Source organism: Tateyamaria sp. LSS28, assembly GCF_059611725.1.
This window is the reverse complement of sequence record NZ_JCAPFI010000001.1, coordinates 271,335-288,478: the sequence shown is the minus strand read 5'-3', so window position 1 is coordinate 288,478 and position 17,144 is coordinate 271,335. Positions and strand designations below refer to the sequence as shown.

17 protein-coding genes are annotated in these 17,144 nt (G+C 59.3%); 7 read left to right on the top strand and 10 right to left on the bottom strand.

Features of this window, described 5'->3' with window-relative positions; genetic code table 11:
- Window positions 1-241: 241 nt before the first annotated feature.
- Window positions 242-3,364 (bottom strand): GAF domain-containing protein, encoded by a 3,123-nt coding sequence (locus AC53L6_RS01575; RefSeq protein ID WP_299744617.1) that lies wholly within the window; start codon window positions 3,362-3,364, stop codon window positions 242-244.
- Between the two features lie 153 nt (window positions 3,365-3,517).
- Here AC53L6_RS01575 and AC53L6_RS01570 point away from each other — a divergent pair, with 153 nt between their 5' ends.
- Window positions 3,518-3,931 (top strand): ester cyclase, encoded by a 414-nt coding sequence (locus AC53L6_RS01570; RefSeq protein WP_496906557.1) that lies wholly within the window; start codon window positions 3,518-3,520, stop codon window positions 3,929-3,931.
- 439 nt (window positions 3,932-4,370) lie between these two features.
- On the opposite strand, the gene AC53L6_RS01565 is transcribed toward AC53L6_RS01570, so the two are convergent.
- The 3 genes from AC53L6_RS01565 to AC53L6_RS01555 form a co-directional block, all read right to left on the bottom strand.
- Window positions 4,371-5,276, bottom strand: coding sequence for a LysR family transcriptional regulator (locus AC53L6_RS01565; RefSeq protein ID WP_299207672.1), 906 nt, complete (start codon window positions 5,274-5,276; stop codon window positions 4,371-4,373).
- Window positions 5,277-5,410: 134 nt separating this feature from the next.
- A complete protein-coding gene (locus AC53L6_RS01560; protein WP_496906556.1) occupies window positions 5,411-6,187 on the bottom strand; it encodes an anti-sigma factor family protein in 777 nt (258 codons plus the stop codon).
- Window positions 6,184-6,663: an RNA polymerase sigma factor gene (locus tag AC53L6_RS01555; RefSeq protein WP_496906982.1), complete on the bottom strand. Its 480-nt coding sequence runs from the start codon at window positions 6,661-6,663 to the stop codon at window positions 6,184-6,186. Before AC53L6_RS01555 ends, AC53L6_RS01560 begins: the two co-directional genes overlap by 4 nt.
- A 106-nt stretch (window positions 6,664-6,769) precedes the next feature.
- Between AC53L6_RS01555 and AC53L6_RS01550 the strand changes: the two genes are divergently transcribed.
- Window positions 6,770-7,213 carry a DUF4399 domain-containing protein gene (locus tag AC53L6_RS01550; RefSeq protein ID WP_496906555.1) on the top strand — a complete coding sequence of 148 codons (444 nt, stop codon included), beginning with the start codon at window positions 6,770-6,772 and terminating at the stop codon, window positions 7,211-7,213.
- 32 nt (window positions 7,214-7,245) lie between these two features.
- Here the strand turns inward: AC53L6_RS01550 and AC53L6_RS01545 are convergent, their stop codons facing one another.
- Complete coding sequence (locus AC53L6_RS01545; protein WP_496906554.1) at window positions 7,246-9,273, bottom strand: FAD-dependent oxidoreductase; 2,028 nt, start codon at window positions 9,271-9,273, stop codon at window positions 7,246-7,248.
- A 208-nt stretch (window positions 9,274-9,481) separates the two neighbouring features.
- On the opposite strand from AC53L6_RS01545, the gene AC53L6_RS01540 reads away from it, so the two are divergent.
- From AC53L6_RS01540 to AC53L6_RS01530, 3 genes are all read left to right on the top strand, one after another.
- The gene (locus AC53L6_RS01540) at window positions 9,482-9,970 is read left to right on the top strand and encodes a GNAT family N-acetyltransferase (RefSeq protein ID WP_496906553.1); all 489 of its coding nucleotides are present in this window, start codon (window positions 9,482-9,484) and stop codon (window positions 9,968-9,970) included.
- 874 nt (window positions 9,971-10,844) lie between these two features.
- On the top strand, window positions 10,845-11,327 hold the full coding sequence (locus AC53L6_RS01535) for an RNA pyrophosphohydrolase (protein ID WP_299208814.1): 483 nt from the start codon (window positions 10,845-10,847) through the stop codon (window positions 11,325-11,327).
- 42 nt (window positions 11,328-11,369) lie between these two features.
- The gene (locus AC53L6_RS01530; protein ID WP_496906552.1) at window positions 11,370-11,879 is read left to right on the top strand and encodes a hypothetical protein; all 510 of its coding nucleotides are present in this window, start codon (window positions 11,370-11,372) and stop codon (window positions 11,877-11,879) included.
- On the opposite strand, the gene AC53L6_RS01525 is transcribed toward AC53L6_RS01530, so the two are convergent.
- From AC53L6_RS01525 to AC53L6_RS01505, 5 genes are all read right to left on the bottom strand, one after another.
- The gene (locus tag AC53L6_RS01525) at window positions 11,876-12,466 is read right to left on the bottom strand and encodes a GNAT family N-acetyltransferase (protein ID WP_496906551.1); all 591 of its coding nucleotides are present in this window, start codon (window positions 12,464-12,466) and stop codon (window positions 11,876-11,878) included. The genes AC53L6_RS01530 and AC53L6_RS01525 overlap by 4 nt on opposite strands.
- Window positions 12,466-13,455, bottom strand: coding sequence for an adenosine kinase (locus AC53L6_RS01520; protein WP_496906550.1), 990 nt, complete (start codon window positions 13,453-13,455; stop codon window positions 12,466-12,468). The genes AC53L6_RS01525 and AC53L6_RS01520 overlap by 1 nt, the downstream gene beginning before the upstream one ends.
- Entirely contained in the window at window positions 13,452-14,096 is a 645-nt protein-coding gene (gene nth / locus AC53L6_RS01515; protein ID WP_496906549.1) for an endonuclease III, read from the bottom strand. Before nth ends, AC53L6_RS01520 begins: the two co-directional genes overlap by 4 nt.
- Before the next feature lie 124 nt (window positions 14,097-14,220).
- Window positions 14,221-14,742 carry a CBS domain-containing protein gene (locus tag AC53L6_RS01510; RefSeq protein ID WP_496906548.1) on the bottom strand — a complete coding sequence of 174 codons (522 nt, stop codon included), beginning with the start codon at window positions 14,740-14,742 and terminating at the stop codon, window positions 14,221-14,223.
- Between the two features lie 133 nt (window positions 14,743-14,875).
- Complete coding sequence (locus tag AC53L6_RS01505) at window positions 14,876-15,268, bottom strand: GFA family protein (protein WP_496906547.1); 393 nt, start codon at window positions 15,266-15,268, stop codon at window positions 14,876-14,878.
- 170 nt (window positions 15,269-15,438) lie between these two features.
- Here AC53L6_RS01505 and AC53L6_RS01500 point away from each other — a divergent pair, with 170 nt between their 5' ends.
- Window positions 15,439-16,299 carry a methylated-DNA--[protein]-cysteine S-methyltransferase gene (locus AC53L6_RS01500; protein WP_496906546.1) on the top strand — a complete coding sequence of 287 codons (861 nt, stop codon included), beginning with the start codon at window positions 15,439-15,441 and terminating at the stop codon, window positions 16,297-16,299.
- A 146-nt stretch (window positions 16,300-16,445) separates the two neighbouring features.
- Complete coding sequence (locus tag AC53L6_RS01495; RefSeq protein ID WP_496906981.1) at window positions 16,446-17,114, top strand: YiaD family glycine zipper/OmpA-like lipoprotein; 669 nt, start codon at window positions 16,446-16,448, stop codon at window positions 17,112-17,114.
- Window positions 17,115-17,144 lie beyond the last annotated feature (30 nt).

Below are 17,144 nucleotides of genomic sequence, written 5' to 3'. Positions count from 1 at the left end.
TTGTTGGCCACGAGACGCCGTTCGCGATGTATGCTTTGTCAAAACGGCTCCAGGTGAATAGCGACGCAAACGCTCAAAATGGGCCGCGATCCGGATACCTTTCAGAAGAAATGCTGCGCGATGCATAATGTCCGGTTCGGAGAAGCCCACGGGTCGAGATTTTACCGTCTCAGATGTCGGCAATGGGCCGACACTACGTCGATGCACTTCAATTGCATCCGGCATCAGGCGAACAAATCAATCAAACATCGCTCGCGAGCCTGAACACTTCTATGGGTTCACGAATTCCCTTGAGACTGAGTTCTCCTCTCGTCTCAACCTTGAAGGTATCCTCAACCGCAATTCCTGCTCGCGTACTAAGCAGGATTTCCCCATCATCCGCTTCATCGCACAGCCGCGATGCAAGATTGATCGCAGTTCCAGATGCGGTGTAGTCAAAACGGCCCTCAAATCCCACGAGGCCCACAGTTGCATAGCCAAGGGAGACGCCGACTCCAAACCCGAGACGGTGGCCTAGCCGCTTCCACACCGTACATAGCTCAACCATCCGCGCGCGCATCGCAATTGCAAGCCGAACCGCGTCCCCTGCAGGATCATCACAAGGGATGGGGTCATTGAACAACACCATGATGCCATCACCCATCCGAAGATCAACGCCCGCGCCGTGCTGGTTGATAAGCTTACCCATCTCTTCGTGATAGGTCTGGAGCACCTCGATCGTCTCTTCGGGCTCCGCCGTTTCACAGAAGGCGGTAAAACCGCGGATGTCGCAAAACAGAACACCCAGTAGCGCGCGGTGGCTTTGCAACATCTGCTCTGAACCCGAGGAAACGACTGTATCCGCGACAGCAGACGGCAAGAAACGTTTCAACCGTCCGATCCGCTCAATTTCAACGACCTGTTCGTCGACCTTCGCCTCGAGCGATGCGTTTAATTCCTGTACTTCGGACGTGCGCGCCTGCAACGCCCTGAACTGACGCGCATTTTCGATTGCGATGACGGCTTGGGCGGCAAAGGTCTCGACCAGCGCGATTTCGTCTGGGGTGTAGGGTTTCACCACCTTGCGAAACAGAATCAAAACCCCGATGGCGCCTTCACTCGTGATCAGCGGAACAAGCAGGTTGGACCGGATACCGGTTTCTTCGACCACCGAAACAAATACGGTTACGCCACTCTTGTAAGCATCCGTTTCGGCCATGTCGTGGATATGAACCGTTTCTTGTGACACGATGGCACGCGCACCAACGGATTGGTCGGGGTCCATTGAGACAAGACCATCGTCATAGACTTTGACGGTGGCGGCATCCAGCCCGTAGGACGCCTCCATCGTCTGATGTTTGTCGCCGACCTGGCCCATCGCAAGCGCGGCAGCATGCGCACTGCACAAGTCCGCAGCCGTTCTAAGGATCAGGTCAAACACCGGGGCCTCGTCGTCGCGACTTTGACTAATCATAGTCAGGATATCGCTGGAGGCTTTTTCGCGTTTTAGCCGTGTCTCTACTTCGCGGAACCGGCGGACGTTTTCCAGCGCGATGACGGCCTGCGTGGCGAAAGTTTCGACCAACGCGATCTGCTCGTCGCTGTAGGGCCTGACTTCGTGGCGAAAGATGATGAAACAGCCGATCCCCTCGCCATCCCGAATAAGCGGGACAAAAAGGTTCGTGCGAATGCCTTGGACATCGCACAATTCGACAACGTTTGGCACACCAGCACGGTACTGCTCTGTGTCCATCATGTTGTGCAGATGCACAGGGCGCTTTTCGATGATTGCACGTGCCGCAAAGGATTGGTCCGGGTCCATCGGTACCTTGCCTTGGCTGTAGAAATCCTCTGTACTTTGTAGGGCCCCATGATGGGCGATCATGGTTTGGATTTCGTCCGCCGCACGCCCCAGTATCAGCGCTGCGAAAGGGGCATCGCAGAGTTTGCGCGCGTTGCCGAGAATAGCGTCAAAAACCGGTCCCTCGTCGTCACTGGCGTTGCTAATCGCTTCCAAAATCTCACGCGTGGCCGCAGCTCGATCCAGACGATCGCGCAACGCGCGAAACCGGCGGACGTTCTCGATTGCGATCACCGCCTGTTTGGCAAGGTTTTCGACCAACGCGATACTCTCGTCCGAGAAAGGCGCCACTTCGCGGCGGCTTAGGACAATCGCGCCGATGCCTCTGCCTGCCGCGATCAAGGGGACGCATAGATAGGTGTGGTAACCTTCTTCCTCTACCATTCTGACGCGGGTCGGGTTGCCGCTTAGATAGAGATCCGATTTCGAAAGGTCGTGAACGTGGCGCACCACACCTTCGCGAATGGCGGTCGGCAGGTCGTTCGGTTGGTCAAGCGGCAATACCTCGCCAATCTTGAACGACCGCATCTTGTCACCCCAAGCGGCAGCACAATAGTGATTTTGCCGCGCGCTGTCGGCCAATTCCAGTCGGGCCATCGGGGAATTGCAGAGTTTGGCGGCATTGCGCAGGATGGCATCGAAAACTGGCCCTTCGTCATCGCTGGATGTGCTGATGGCGTCCAGAATTTCGCGGGAGGCGGCTGACCGGTCCAGGCGCGTCTCCATTTCCTTAATGTGAAGAGAGTTTTCAATCGCGATGGCAGCTTGATCTGCAAAGGCTTGCGCCAATTCCAGAGCACGGTCGTTGAACGGATGCACGCGGGTCCGGTAAACACTAAAGACGCCGATCAAACGCCCACCCGCCGTCATCGGGATCGCAGCCAAGGATCGCGCGTGACCAAACTTCACGGTCGCAAAACGAAGCGGGTTATCTTCGTAAGAAACCTCATCTGCATTTACATCAACAACGCTGATTGGCTTCAAAGATCTGGCCGCTCGGCCTACGGCGGTGTCGGCCCCGGGGTTGAACGCTCCTTGTGTCGACAGCCAATCCGAAAAAGGCGCACTGATGTTGCTGGAACGCATTTCCGTGAACGTGAAATTCCCGTGATGCTCCATTAGAATGCCGAATTCCGCCTCGCAGATTTCAAGGGCCTGCTCCAGCACCTCGTCAATCACCTCATCAAGGTTTCCGCTGCTGTCATTGATGATCCGCAAAACGCGGGTCATCGCGCGCTCTCGCCGTATGGCTTCGTCCAGCTCAAGTGCCAGATCAGCCAACAGGCCTGTTGTATTCTGGTCCTCGGTCGATGATGCGTGTGGATCGGCCAGCGCTTGCGCCAATGCGATTTTCGACGTGACATTCAGCTTGCCATAGACTGTGCGCAAGTGAGACCGAACTGTCGTGGGAGAAATGCCAAGTTCGCGTGCAATGATCTTGTAGCTGGCACCGTCCGCGTAGGCAGCCGCTACCTCCGCTTCTCGTTTGGACAGTGTTTCAACAATTTGTGCGGCGTCCGACATAATTTCCTCGGCTAAATGTAGAGAACCATACCCTACATGCCTCCTGCATCAACTGGTTCATTTGAACGATATCTCTACACCGCAAGCTTGCCTAACTGTAACGCATGGCGCTTTGGGGATTGTCCCCGGTGCCGCATGCAAGGAGATGGCAGAATGAGTATGACAGTGACCGCACGACAGTTTTTCGAAGCCTGTGAAACCGGCAAAGGCTGGGATGGATGCGCCGAGTATTGCAGCGCAGATGCCAGTTTTTCGTGCCAGTCCAGCGCGCTGGAGGATACACTCACGCTGGCGGCATACGCAGAATGGATGAAGGGGCTGCTGACACCCATCCCAGATGGTCACTACGAACTGAAAGGGTTCGCATCCGACGAAGACCGGGGTATCGTTCTTGCATTTGCGGTTTTCCACGGCACGCAGTCCGGGCCCGGTGGCCCCGTCGACGCGACCGGTGCTAAAGTGGCGTCAGATTACGTGTACGCTCTGGAATTTGCGGGTGGTAAAATCACGCATATGACCAAGATTTGGAACGATGGTCACGCGCTCACACAGCTTGGCTGGGCATGATGTAAGCGGGAAGGGGCGGATGTTCCGTCCCTTTCGGTGTTATAGACGCTATTGGCTCCCGAATAACTCAACTCTATGCGCGCCCTCAGCTTGCCGCGTCCAGCCGGATCGCTTCACACGTCCGCAAGCTGCTAACCTCTTTAACGCAAGTAACTCGCTTAGAGCAGTTTCAGCCAAGTCGAAACTCTTCCATATCCATCAAATTCATCACCTTAACTAGATGTCTGCTTTAAGGAAGCGGCATTGCAGCGACCGGTGTGAGCTCCAAGGTGGGCTCAGGGCCGACGTTGGACTTTGCAAAGTCCGCTTCCTGCGCGTAGCTGCCGCTGTCCACAGCGCTGCATCCTGTAAAACGGGTGCAAACCGGAACTCAACCGACAAAAAACCCCGGCGCTTGCGCACCGGGGCAGTTACATAACCGAGGGAGGTTGGTTAATTCTTACCAGTCTGTCGGGCCTTTTTCGGCAAAGGCGTGGACCAGGAAATCGATGAATGCACGGACCTTGGGCTGCGTGAAGCGACCGGGCGGGTAAACCGCATAGATGCCTTGCGTTTCCATCGGCAAATCAGGGATCGCATCCGCAACCAGACCCTGCTCCAGCGCGTCGGCATAGAGGAAGCTGGGCAGATACGCGATGCCAAGGCCCGAGATGGCCGCATTCAGCAACGACTGCCCGTCATTCACGCTCAGCCACCCGGCCGTGCGCACCTGACGCTTTTCACCCGACGGGGCGGTCAGCTTCCACACGTTGCCCGACGATTGGTTGGAATAGTGCAGCAGCTTGTGCTCGTTCAGATCGTCGATCTTTTCCGGACGGCCATATTGCTCGAAATACTTGGGCGAGGCGATCATGCGCTTCGTCGTTTCGGTCAACTTGCGGGCCCGCAGGGTGCTGTCTTCCAGCTCACCAATGCGGATGGCCATGTCGAACCCTTCGGAAATCAGTTCAACATAGCGGTTGTTCAGCACCATGTTCACCGTGATGTCCGGGAAATCCGCCAGGAATTCGGACAGGCGTGGGGACAGGTGATTGACCCCGAAATCCGTCGCAACCGAGATACGCAGCAGACCAGAGGGGGCGGATTGCATGGACGTGACAAGGGAATCCGCCTCACCGGCATCATTCAGAACGCGGCGGGCGCGGTCATAATAGGCCAGGCCAATCTCGGTCGGGCTGACGCGCCGTGTGGTGCGGTTCAACAGTCGGGCGCCAAGCCGAGCCTCCAGCGACGACACGTGCTTGGAGACGGCGGATTTCGAAATCCCCATCTTCTTTGCCGCGTCGGTAAAGCCACCCTGGTCCACGACCGTGGCGAATGCTTCCATCTCGGTAAGGCGATCCATGCCTGCTGCCTCTCAATCCATGCGTTGTTGAGGCTCAGGTATGGTGGCGAATAAAGGCACGATCTTGGCGAGGGTTGGATAATATCGGGGAGATTGCGGGGATCGTTTATGGCATGGAAACGATCTGTTAATCTTCAGGTAGCGATATCCGCGCTCCAGTTTTGGAAGGTTTCCGCCTCTTGCTGCAGCGGGGCATTGTCCGACCCACCGATCAGAAGAAAGCCGTAGCCGGGCGTGTTCCACCGGGCCAGTTCCATGCCCTCGGCCTGCCCCATGTTCACCGGTTTCGCATCGGGACCGGCGGGAATGATGCACAAGGCAACAGGCGTGCCATCGGCACGGGCAAAGGCAATCTGGATCAGTGGCTTGTCATTGAAGCCCAGCACCTGCGCGCGTTTGAAGGTCAGGCCCTCGGCTTGCGGCAATCCGCTCAGGTCCAGTCCCAGCGCGTCGGATACACTCGCCAATTGCAGGGCCGCATCGGACGAAGATGGATCGGCAAGGGCCAGCGTGTCCGGCGTATAAAGCGCTTGATAAGAGGCAACAAAACTCACCCACCCCTTAGGGGCCGGTTCCGGCGTGCCGAACCCGGTGAACATCGCCACGGCCAATCCGGCGGCCAGCCCTGTCGCGAAAGTGCCCACGCCCCATGCCCAACGTCCCCGCGGGGCAGGTGTAGCCGCAGGGGCGACTACAGGTTCGGGCAGGGCAGGCATTGGCGGTGCGTCCTGTAACAGCGCCTCATAAGCTTCGGTAATCGGAGCAAGCGGCACATCAAGTGCGGCAAGCTGATCGCCGAGGGCCGCGTCCTGCTCCAGCGCCGCTTCGATTTCGGCGTGCAGGGCATCGTCCGCTTCCCCGTCCAGGAAAGCGGTCAATTCCTCATCCGAAAAGGCTCGCACGTCCGTCATTGCACCTTCGCCTTGTCCTCGGCCATCTCGGAGTTCAGCCGCTTGCGGGCGGCGGCCAACCGGCTCATCACTGTGCCGATGGGAATCTCCATTATTTCAGCCGCTTCCTTGTAGGCGTACCCTTCAACATAAACCAGAACCACCGCCTGACGCTGCGCCTCGGGCAGTCTGTTCACCCTATTCAACACGTCACGTGCCAGAATATTCGTTTCTGGTTCATTTTTTTTGTCAGGAAGATCGATTTCTTCTACCGGGACCAATCCGCCCCCCGTCCGAACCTTGCGCGAGCGCAGCTCGTTCAACCACACGCGTTGGGCCATTCGGAACATCCAGCGATCCAGATGTGTGCCCGGTTCGAACTGATCAGCCTTGTCGAGCGCGCGCAGGCACGTGGTCTGCACCAGATCATCCGCCCAGTCCCGCCGACCGGTCAGTGAAACAGCATAACGCCACAGCCGCGGATAGACGGCTGGGATACCGCTCCGAACGATGCTGGCAGAATTTTCAGACGAGGTTTGAATGGAAATTGTCCCGACGTGCTACATTTGTTGTCTACCCACCATGCCTCGGAGGAGAATAGAAATGAACTCATTTGTCAAAGTCGTGACTTTTGCAACACTGCTTGCTGCTGGGCCTGTCTATGCTCAGGACACGCCCGCACCCGCAAATGCCAAAGTCTATTTCGTCAACATATCCGATGGTGACACGCTGTCGTCACCGGTCACCGTTGTCTTTGGCCTGGACGGCATGGGCGTCGCCCCCGCCGGGACGGAAAAGGAAAATACGGGCCATCATCACCTGCTGCTCAACCGTCCACCATTGGGCGAGGGACCGGAGGGAGCGGACGAATTAGCCTATGGTCTGCCCGCTGATGACAATCACATTCACTTCGGTGGTGGGCAAACGCAGGTGACTCTTGACCTGCCGGCGGGCCAGCACACGATGCAGTTGGTGATGGGCGATCTGAACCACGTGCCACATGCAACGCCTGTCACAAGCGAAGTGATCACGATCACGGTCGAATAACACCGTTCCGGCGGGCGGACGACACGTCCGCCTTAGAGCGTGGCGGCCAGCCTTGTGCCTTGATCAATCGCGCGCTTGGCGTCCAGTTCGGCCGCTACATCGGCACCGCCGATCACGTGGCAGGTGATGCCCTCGGCCTCCAGCGCATCGGCCAGTGACCGTTCAGGGACCTGGCCCGCGCACAGGATGATGTCGTCAGCCTCGATCAACGTGGGATTCTCGCGCGCATCGCCAAAGGACACGTGCAGGCCCTTGTCGTCGATGCTTTCGTAGTTCACGCCGCCGACAAACTCGACATCCTTCATCTTGAGTGCCGCGCGGTGGATCCAGCCGGTTGTCTTGCCCAGCCGTTTGCCGTGCTTCTCGGCCTTGCGTTGCAGCAGGGTAACCGCGCGTGCAGGTGCTTCGGGTTGTGGTCCCTGCGGGGACAATCCGCTGCGATGTTCTTCGGTGTCTGCGACACCCCATTCCTTCATCCATTCGGGCAGGTTCTCGGTCGGGCTTTCGCCTTCGTGGACGAGGTATTCCGAGACATCGAACCCAATGCCCCCGGCGCCGATGACAGCAACCTTCTTGCCCGTGTCCACCTTGTGGCGCAGCAGGTCGATATAGGAGTGCACGTTGTCACCATCCTGACCGGGGATTTCAGGATCACGGGGCAGAACACCGGTGGCGATGATAACCTCGTCATAACCCTTCAGCGTGTCGACGGTCGCCTCGGTGTTCAGGTGAACGGTGATCCCGGCCTCTGCCACCATGTTGCGATACCAGTCGACGAAACCCCAGAACTCTTCCTTGCCCGGCACCTGCTTGGCCATATTAAGCTGGCCGCCAATTTCGTCGGCGCGGTCGAAAATGGTCACTTCGTGCCCGCGCTCGGCGGCAGTCAAAGCGGTGGAAAGCCCTGCCGGTCCCGCGCCCACGATGGCGACGGTTTTCTTGGTGTCCGCGGGGGCCACGACCAGTTCGGTTTCATAGCATGCGCGCGGGTTGACGAGGCACGAGCTGATCTTGCCTGAGAAGGTGTGGTCCAGGCACGCCTGATTGCAGGCGATGCAGGGTGCGATGTGAGCCGCCTTGTCTTCAATCGCTTTTCTGACGAAATGCGGATCGGCAAGCATGGGGCGGGCCATCGACACCATGTCGGCGCAGCCGGTGCTAAGCACTTCCTCGGCCACTTCGGGCGTGTTGATGCGGTTGGATGTGATGAGGGGGATCGAGACCTTGCCCATCAGTTTCTTGGTCACCCACGCAAAGGCTGCGCGAGGCACGGAGGTGGCGATGGTGGGAATGCGCGCTTCGTGCCAGCCGATGCCGGTGTTGATGATCGTCGCCCCTGCTTTCTCGATCTCTTGGGCGAGTTGCACGACCTCTTCAAAGGTCGAGCCGTTGGGCACAAGGTCGATCATCGACAAGCGGTAGATGATGATGAAGTCTGTGCCCACGGCCTCGCGCGTCCGGCGCACCACTTCGATGGGCAGGCGCATGCGGTTCTCATAAGAGCCGCCCCAGCGGTCCTCGCGTTTGTTGGTGTGGGTGACGAGGAACTGGTTGAGGAAATACCCTTCGGAGCCCATGATCTCGACCCCGTCATAGCCTGCTTCCTTGGCGCGGGTCGCGGTGGCGACGATGTCGCTGATCTGCTTTTCGATACCTTCTTCGTCCAGCTCGGCGGGCGGGAAGGGGGAGATGGGGGATTTCACGGGCGAGGGGGCGACGCACATCGGCCCATAGGCGTAGCGGCCTGCGTGCAGGATCTGCATCGCGATCTTGCCACCGTTTTCATGCACGCGGTCCGTGACGATCTTGTGGTTGGCGATCTCTTCGTCGTTGGACAGCATCGCGGCACCGGGAAGCACGGAGCCTTCGAGGTTCGGGCCAATGCCGCCTGTCACCATCAGGCCGACTTCGCCCCGCGCGCGTTCGGCGTAGAACTCGGCGACGCGGTTCCAGTCCTTGGTCTCTTCCAGCCCGGTATGCATGGAGCCCATGAGCACGCGGTTCTTCAGGGTCGTGAACCCGAGGTCTAGCGGTGCGAGCATGTGTGGATAGGCTGTCATGGTGTCCTCCCAAGCGTGTGTTCTCTTGGTTTCAGACATAGATCGTGTGATGTCACGCGCAACGCGGCGTCATGCGGTGACGGGTGTCCCCGCGGGGACAGGTTTGTGCGGTTTTTTGCTCTTGTCACAGGGTGTTGGGGGTGGGTGCAAATATGGGACGCGCAGAGGCCTGGTTTCTTACCATCAACATAACGGAACGGACGGTGAAATGATGGACGAGGCAACGGATATGCACCTGCGCGGGATGATCACGGGCGAGGCGGATGCGCTGGGGCGGGTCATGTTTCGGGCGATTCACGATGGATACAGCGACTACACCAAGGCCCAGAGGATTGCGTGGTGTGCCATGCCGCCTGAGGGCGAGGGCTGGGCCGCGAAACTTGCGGCGCAAGATGTTCGTGTGGCCGAAGCGTTGGGCGCACCCGTGGGCTTCATCAGCCGCGACCGCGCGTATGTCAATCTGGCGTTTGTCCTGCCTGGGTGGCAGGGGCGCGGCGTGTTTTCGATGTTATATGACAGAACCGAAGCGGACGCCCGCGTGGCGGGGCTACGTCGTTTGTGGGTGCATGCGTCGCTGATGGCCCAGCCCGCATTTGCGGCCAAGGGGTTTGCTGTTGTCCGGCACGAAACGGTTGCGCGGGACGGGGAAACACTGGACCGGGCGGAGATGGAAAAAGTGTTTGATGGGCTGACCTAGAGCAAAAGGGTGGCGCTCAGTGTTACGACGATCGGTAGGCTTGTCAGAACCTAGCACGAGATGGCTTCGATCTTCGTTTTAAACGCTGACCCCAAATATGAATGACTGTTCGTCTCTCGGACACGGCGGCCGTCCGCTTTTGAGCCCAACTTGACACAGCATCTGATAGCAGACTACTCGGTGGATCCACTTTGCGAAAAAGGAGTTCAAGTTGGCTGGCGCCTTTGCAGTTTTGCTTTTTGTACCGTTGGTCGTGGTAATTCTAGCATTTGTTGTGTTCCGATTTTTGGCACTGGCACATGGTTTTCGGCCATTGGCGATGTCTGGAAGCCTATGGTTAATAGCTTTGTTTTTTTGGCTATTTCGGAGCGGAAACGACTGTAATTTGCCGCTCGACGGTCAGAGCGATAACGGGTGCGGCTTCGTTTCGTTTCTTGGATCGTTTGAGGCGCTTAGTATCGGCGGCGCAATAGTCGGGTCCATTCTTGCGCTAGCATATTGGCTATCCAGAGCTCGCAAGCCGCTGTCCGACTCTGCTGAGCTGTAGCGTCCAATTCGTTCGTATAACCGACATGCGGCCTGTCCAATACAGGCCCGTGGGCTGGTGTTGCGCCTGATCTTCAGCAACACTCTATGGCGGCCAAATACATCTCATAGAAATTCTGTTCGGCAGGGCAACCAAAACAGCAGCCCGTCGGGACGGGCTTGTGCTGGACATGCGCTTTTGGCTTGCTTCCGGTCCTGCCAGCGCGTTCGATAAATGGCGCTTTCGTCCGCGCAGCCGACCACGCTTCAGTCTTGGAAACGAAACACCCTCTTCACATCATCGGGAGAATAGTATTTTCCGAATGCGGAACTGCCGGAGACACCCAAGATGACCCCCGAAGAGATCGAGAAGCTGCCCTATCGCAAGAATGTGGGGGTCATGGTGATGAATGCCGATGGTCTGGTGTGGGTCGGTCAGCGCCGGGACCGGTACAGGGAGGCCTGGCAGATGCCGCAGGGCGGTGTTGACAAGGGCGAGGATGCGCGGACGGCGGCCCTGCGGGAGTTGGAGGAGGAAACCTCGATCTCTGCGGCTTTGGTCGATGTGGTGGCCGAGACCGCCGATTGGTTGCCTTATGAATTGCCCCATGACCTGATCCCGCAGCTTTGGAAGGGCAAGTATCGGGGGCAAAAGCAGAAGTGGTTCCTGCTGCGCTTCAACGGGTCGGATGACCAGATTGATCTGGAGACCGCGCATCCAGAGTTTTCCAACTGGAAGTGGATGACCCCGGCAGAGTTGCCGGAGGCGATCGTGCCCTTCAAGCGCGATGTTTATATGCGGGTTCTGGCGGAATTCGCGCCGCATTTGTGAGTGCTATTGCATAACAGGCAGCGGCGTCCCCAGATCGGTGACATGGTTTCGCTGAAAGGTTTGCCGATGTTGCGTGTTCTGAGTGCTGTTCTGGCCTGTGCCCCGCTGCCCGCCCTTGCCCTGTCCTGCATGCCGCATGGTGTGACCAACGCCTATCAGGAGGCGGCCGAGGCGGAAGAGGGGTATGTGCCGGTCTTGGGCACGCTCGACTTCGACGAGGAGCTGTTGCCGGAAATGGACCTGTCAGGCCAGAGCGAGGTGCCGCCGGTGACCCTGATCCCGGCGACCTTCAAGGGCGATGCCCTGACCGTGCGGGGGGTGAGTCAGCCCTTTGAGACGGATGTGGTGCTTGAGGTGCAGTGCTTTGGCCCGTGGTGCCCGCAACCGCAGCCGGGTGAGATGCTGGGTTTCCTGCGCCAGACGGACCACAGCTATGTGCTGCACACCAATGCCTGTGGCGGGTTCCTGTTTGGACGTCCGACACAGGAACAGGTCGAGCAGGTCAAGGACTGTCTTGGCGGTCGGTCTTGTGAGGCGCGTAAGCTGCCTTAGGGGTCGATAACCGGGATGTGCGGGGCCAGATCGCGGTCATAGCCGTGGGCCACGCGCGGATCGTCCGCGATTTCGATCCTGCGTCCTATCGGCGTGAAGCCTGAGCGTTGGTAGAACCCAAGGGCTTGCGGGCTGTCCATTGTGCAGGTGTGCAGGTGGAAGCGCTTGATGCCCCGGTCAAAGGCCTCTCTGATCGCTTGATCCATCAGGAACGCGCCTGCTCCGGACCCGATCAGCGCGGGTGTCAGGCCGAAATAGCCGAGCTCGCACTGGCCTTCCACGCTGAAGTCCAATTCCAGCAGCGCTTCGGCCTGCCCGTCTTTTTCAAGTGTGAAGAGACCAGTTTTCTCGTCATTGAGAATGTCCGACAGCTCTTGCTTGTTCATGAGCGTGCGCCCGAACCACAGCCACGGCGCGCCAACCCGGCGGAACAGCTCGAGATAGGCGGTCGTGTCCCGTGACAATGTGGTGAAGGTCAGCCCGTCGGGGCAGGGCACGCCGCGAAATTGCGGCGTGGTCATTTCGAGATCGGTGACCACCATTGCCACCTTGCCCGGTGGCACATTGTAGTGGCCGTTTTCCAGCATCAGAGCAGGCCTGCGGATGCAAATTGCTGTTTCATGTCGATCTGCGGGCGGGGGCCGATATGGCTGATCACTTCGGCAGCGCAAAGGTTGCCCATGCGTCCAGCCGTGTGCAGCCCTGCCCCTGTGGCGAGGCCATAGATGAACCCGGCGGCGAACTGGTCGCCTGCGCCCGTGGCGTCCACCGGGGTGATCGTCTCGACCGGGATGTCGTGGCGTTCGCCGTTGCCGATGATGGTGACCCCATCGCCGGACTTGGTGCAGACCAGCAGGTCGATCATGTCGGCTGTCTTGTTCAGCGCCGTTTCGAGGTCGTTGATCTCGAACAGGGATTTGATCTCGTGTTCGTTGCCGATGACGAAATCCAGCTCGTTCCCGATCATGTCGAGGAAGTCGGGGCGGTGGCGGTCCACGCAGAACGGGTCAGAAATGGCGATGCCTGCCTTGCCACCTGCGCTACGGGTGAGGCGGGAGGCTTGGCGAAAGGCCTCTTTTCCCTTGTCCTTGTCGAAGAGGTATCCTTCGAGGAACATGATCTCTGCCTGGCTGGCGACTTCTTCGGGAACGTCATCAGGGCCAAGTTCCGTCGAGATGCCGAGATAGGTGTTGAGTGAGCGTTCGCCGTCGGGTGTGACGAAGATCATGCAGCGGGATGTGGGCAATTCACCGTCGGGGATCGGGGCGTTGACAAAATCGGTGCCGCTTTCGGCCATCGACTCTGCATAGAAGCGCCCGAGCGCGTCGTCATGGACCCGCCCGATGAACGCTGTGGGCAGACCCAGTGCGCCGACTCCGGCGATCGTGTTGGCCACGGCCCCGCCCGGTGTTTGCAGCCGTTCGGTCATGGAGGCGTAGAGCACCTCGCCCCGGTCCTGTTCGATCAGCTGCATGATCCCTTTTTCGATCCCCATGAGGTCGAGAAAGCTGTCATCGGCGTGGGAAATCACATCGACAACGGCGTTGCCGATGCCAGCGAGCGTGTATTTGGTCATTCGGTTTTGTCCTCAAACGGGCAGAGATCTTTGATGATGCAGGTGGGGCATTGCGGCTTGCGCGCTTTGCAGTGGTAGCGCCCGTGCAGGATCATCCAGTGGTGGGCGTGGAGCTGGAAATCAGCTGGAATGTTGTCTTCGATGGCGCGCTCGACCGCGTCGACGGTTTTGCCCGGCGCGATGCCGGTGCGGTTGCCGAGGCGGAAGATGTGGGTGTCCACGGCCTGGGCCGGGTGGCTCCACCACATGTTCAGAACGACATTGGCCGTCTTGCGCCCGACGCCGGGCAGTGATTGCAGGGCGGCGCGGCTGTTGGGCACTTCGCCGCCGTAGTCGTCGACAAGGATCTGCGACAGCTTCATCACGTTCTTGGCCTTTTGGCGGAAGAGGCCGATGGTTTTTATATGCTCGGTCAGTCCTTCGATGCCCAGATCGAGCATCTTTTGTGGCGTGTCGGCGATCTGGAAGAGTTTCCGGGTCGCCTTGTTCACGCCCGCATCCGTGGCCTGCGCCGACAGCGCCACGGCCACGACGAGGGTGTAGACGTTGACGTGCTCCAGCTCACCCTTGGGTTCTGGGTCCGCCTCTTGGAAGCGGGTGAAGATCTGCCGGATCGTATGGTAGTCGAGCTGTTTTGCCATGGCGCGGGGTTATGGTGGAGATTTGAGGAGTGGGCAAGCCATGGTTGCGGTGTCCGCACCGTCGTGCCGGTGCGGCCATCGGTTCATTGCTCTTTGTGTTTGTTGCCACTCGTTGGGCGACCGGTCAGCCGACGATCAGTTGCTTGAGTTGCAGCGCTTCATGTTCCAGTTCGTTCAGGCGGAAGTTGATCACGTCGCCAATGGTGATCATGCCCATGAGTTTGCCGCCCTTGACCACCGGCATGTGCCGAAAATGCCCTTCGGACATGCGCCGCAGCACCTTGATCAACGTGTCCTCGGGCTCGCACGTGACAACGTCGCGCGTCATATTCTCGGCCACGGTCTGTGGTAGTGTTTGGCCGGGGGTTTCGGCCAGTTTGCGCACGATGTCGCGTTCCGACAGGATGCCGGCGAGTGCGTGATTGGCGTCCAACACGATCAACGCCCCGATGCGCTTGTCACGGAGAATGCCGACGGCGGTGGCAATCGTGTCGGTTTCAGCAATCGCGATCGCGTCGCTGCCCTTGCTTTGGAGCAGATGTTCGACCCGGGCGGTTTCTGTTGTCATGTTGGATGACACCGACTGGCTTGCATGTTTGTCCTTGGCTTTGTCGCCAACCATTGGGGCCTGATATGATGCGGGCATGTCTGGAGGTCCTTTTTACTGACGATGCAAACAGTGTCTTTTTTCACGGTAGCAAAAAAGTGCGGCAGGGCCGAATGAAATTCGCGCTTCGGTAGATCATCGCCGGGATTGCGCAGTAGGTGGTTATAGTTCGCTACTGACTCGAGATGGATATGCGCCACCAAGGTGGTCGACCGCCCCGGTAGGAATGCGCGGTTGGCACCAGATCGTTGCGTCCAGTGTCGTCGAATGCACCGACCAGCAAAGCGATCACCGGGTCGTCGTCGATCGCACCCAGTGTGCTGCCGCAGGTCGGGCAAAAGGCACGGCTGGAATAGTCTGACGAGCGGTAGGTTGCCGGTGCCCCGCCCGGGCCGGTCCACGACACTTTGTCCGCGGCAAACTCCACCCAAGCTGTTGTCAGCGCTCCGCTATGGCGTTGACACATCTTGCAGGAACAGGTGTGTGGTTTGAGGGCTGGGCCAGTCGCCTCGAACCGGATTGCGCCGCAGAGGCACCCGCCTGTATGAACGGCTATGTCAGACATGATGTCCCCCTTGTGGTTCGAGTAATAGCAGTGCTTGAGGCATATTTGGGAGCGGACCGGTACAGGTCCAAGTCAGCGGCGCTAGTTCACCAAATCTGCGATGTCCGCGCGCGCCCGATTTGCACAGGAAACGGGTCGCATGCCGTGCGCCCATCCCCTACATTTCCATCATGGAACAGATACAGCACAACGACGCCGAAACCGGCTACCACTTCAATGTCATGCGGCGCGCCATCGATCTGATCGACAGCGCTGACGGGCCGTTGAGCCTGGATGCCCTGGCCGCCGAGATGGGCATGAGCCCCGCGCATTTCCAGCGCATTTTCTCGCGTTGGGTTGGGGTGTCGCCGAAACGGTTCCAGCAATACCTGGCGCTGGGCCATGCAAAGGCGTTGCTGAATGAGCGTTTTACCACCCTTGATACCGCACATGCCACGGGCCTGAGCGGGTCGGGTCGTCTGCATGATCTGTTCCTGCGATGGGAGGCCATGAGCCCCGGAGATTATGCCAAGGGTGGCGCGGGGCTGATCATCTATTGGGGGTGGTTCGACAGCCCGTTTGGCCTTGCCCTTGTTATGGGCACCGACAAGGGGATTTGCGGTCTGGGCTTCGCTGCCGAGACGGGCGAGGACTGGGCCATGGAGGATCTTGTCCGCCGCTGGCCCAAGGCAACCTTTGTCGAGGATCCGATGCGGTTGCGCCCTTGGGTTCTGGCCGCGTTCGGGGCCGAGGATGCGGAGTTGAAGGAGGCGCCGCTGTACCTGATCGGTGCCCCGTTCCAGATCAAGGTGTGGGAGGCGTTGCTGCAGATCCCGTCGGGGCATGTCACCACCTATTCCGAGATCGCGGAGAGCATTGGCAATCCACGGGCCGTGCGTGCCGTGGGAACGGCGGTGGGCCGCAACCCGGTCAGCTGGCTGATCCCATGCCACAGGGCGCTGCGCAAATCCGGTGGGCTTGGGGGCTATCATTGGGGTCTGCCCGTCAAGCGGGCCTTGCTGGCCTATGAATCTGCCCGCGTTGAGGCCTGAGTTTCCGGTAACCCGTTGATCACAATGATGGGCAGGATGCTGCTTATCATATTTTCCCCCTATTTATGGGGGCCGTACGCACCTATCTTGCATTCCCATAAAGGGTCATGCCCGAACATGGCCCCGTTTTGGAAGGCAGTAGGACCATAGATATGCTTAAATTCCCCACCGTCATCGCCATGGGCGCCGTTGTTGCGCTGAGCGCGTGTACTGATCCCGGCGCCTTGGGCACCGTTGGACCAAGCGGCGAGCCGATCAACCAGAAACGCAACACGGGCGCTGCCATCGGGGCCGCGTCAGGGGCCGTGATCGGGGCCGTGACAGGCAACCGCAACACCGCGATTGCCGGGGCCGTCGTGGGCGGCCTTGTGGGTGGTGCCATCGGCTATGACCTTGACCAGCAAGAGGCCGAGCTGCGGCGCGAGCTGGCCAGCGGTGTGACCATCACCAACACGGGCGACCGTCTGATCGTATCCTTCCCCGAAGCGATCCTGTTTGCCGTCAACAGCTTTACCGTGCGTCCGGGTCTGAATTCGGACATGGCGGCGCTGGCGCGCAGCCTTGAGCGCTACCCGGCGTCGACCGTGCAGGTCGTCGGCCACACCGACAGCGACGGTGATGCCGCGTTCAACCAGCAGCTTTCCGAGCGCCGCGCCAATGCGGTCGCCGATGTGCTGCTGAACCAGGGCGTGCCGTTCAACCGCGTTCAGACCTTTGGCCGCGGCGAAAGCCAGCCCATCGCGACGAACCTGACGCCAGAAGGCAAGCAGCAGAACCGTCGGGTCGAGATCGTGATCCTGCCCAATTCGCAGTAATCACCAGCGACAATTCAGTATCAGAGGCCC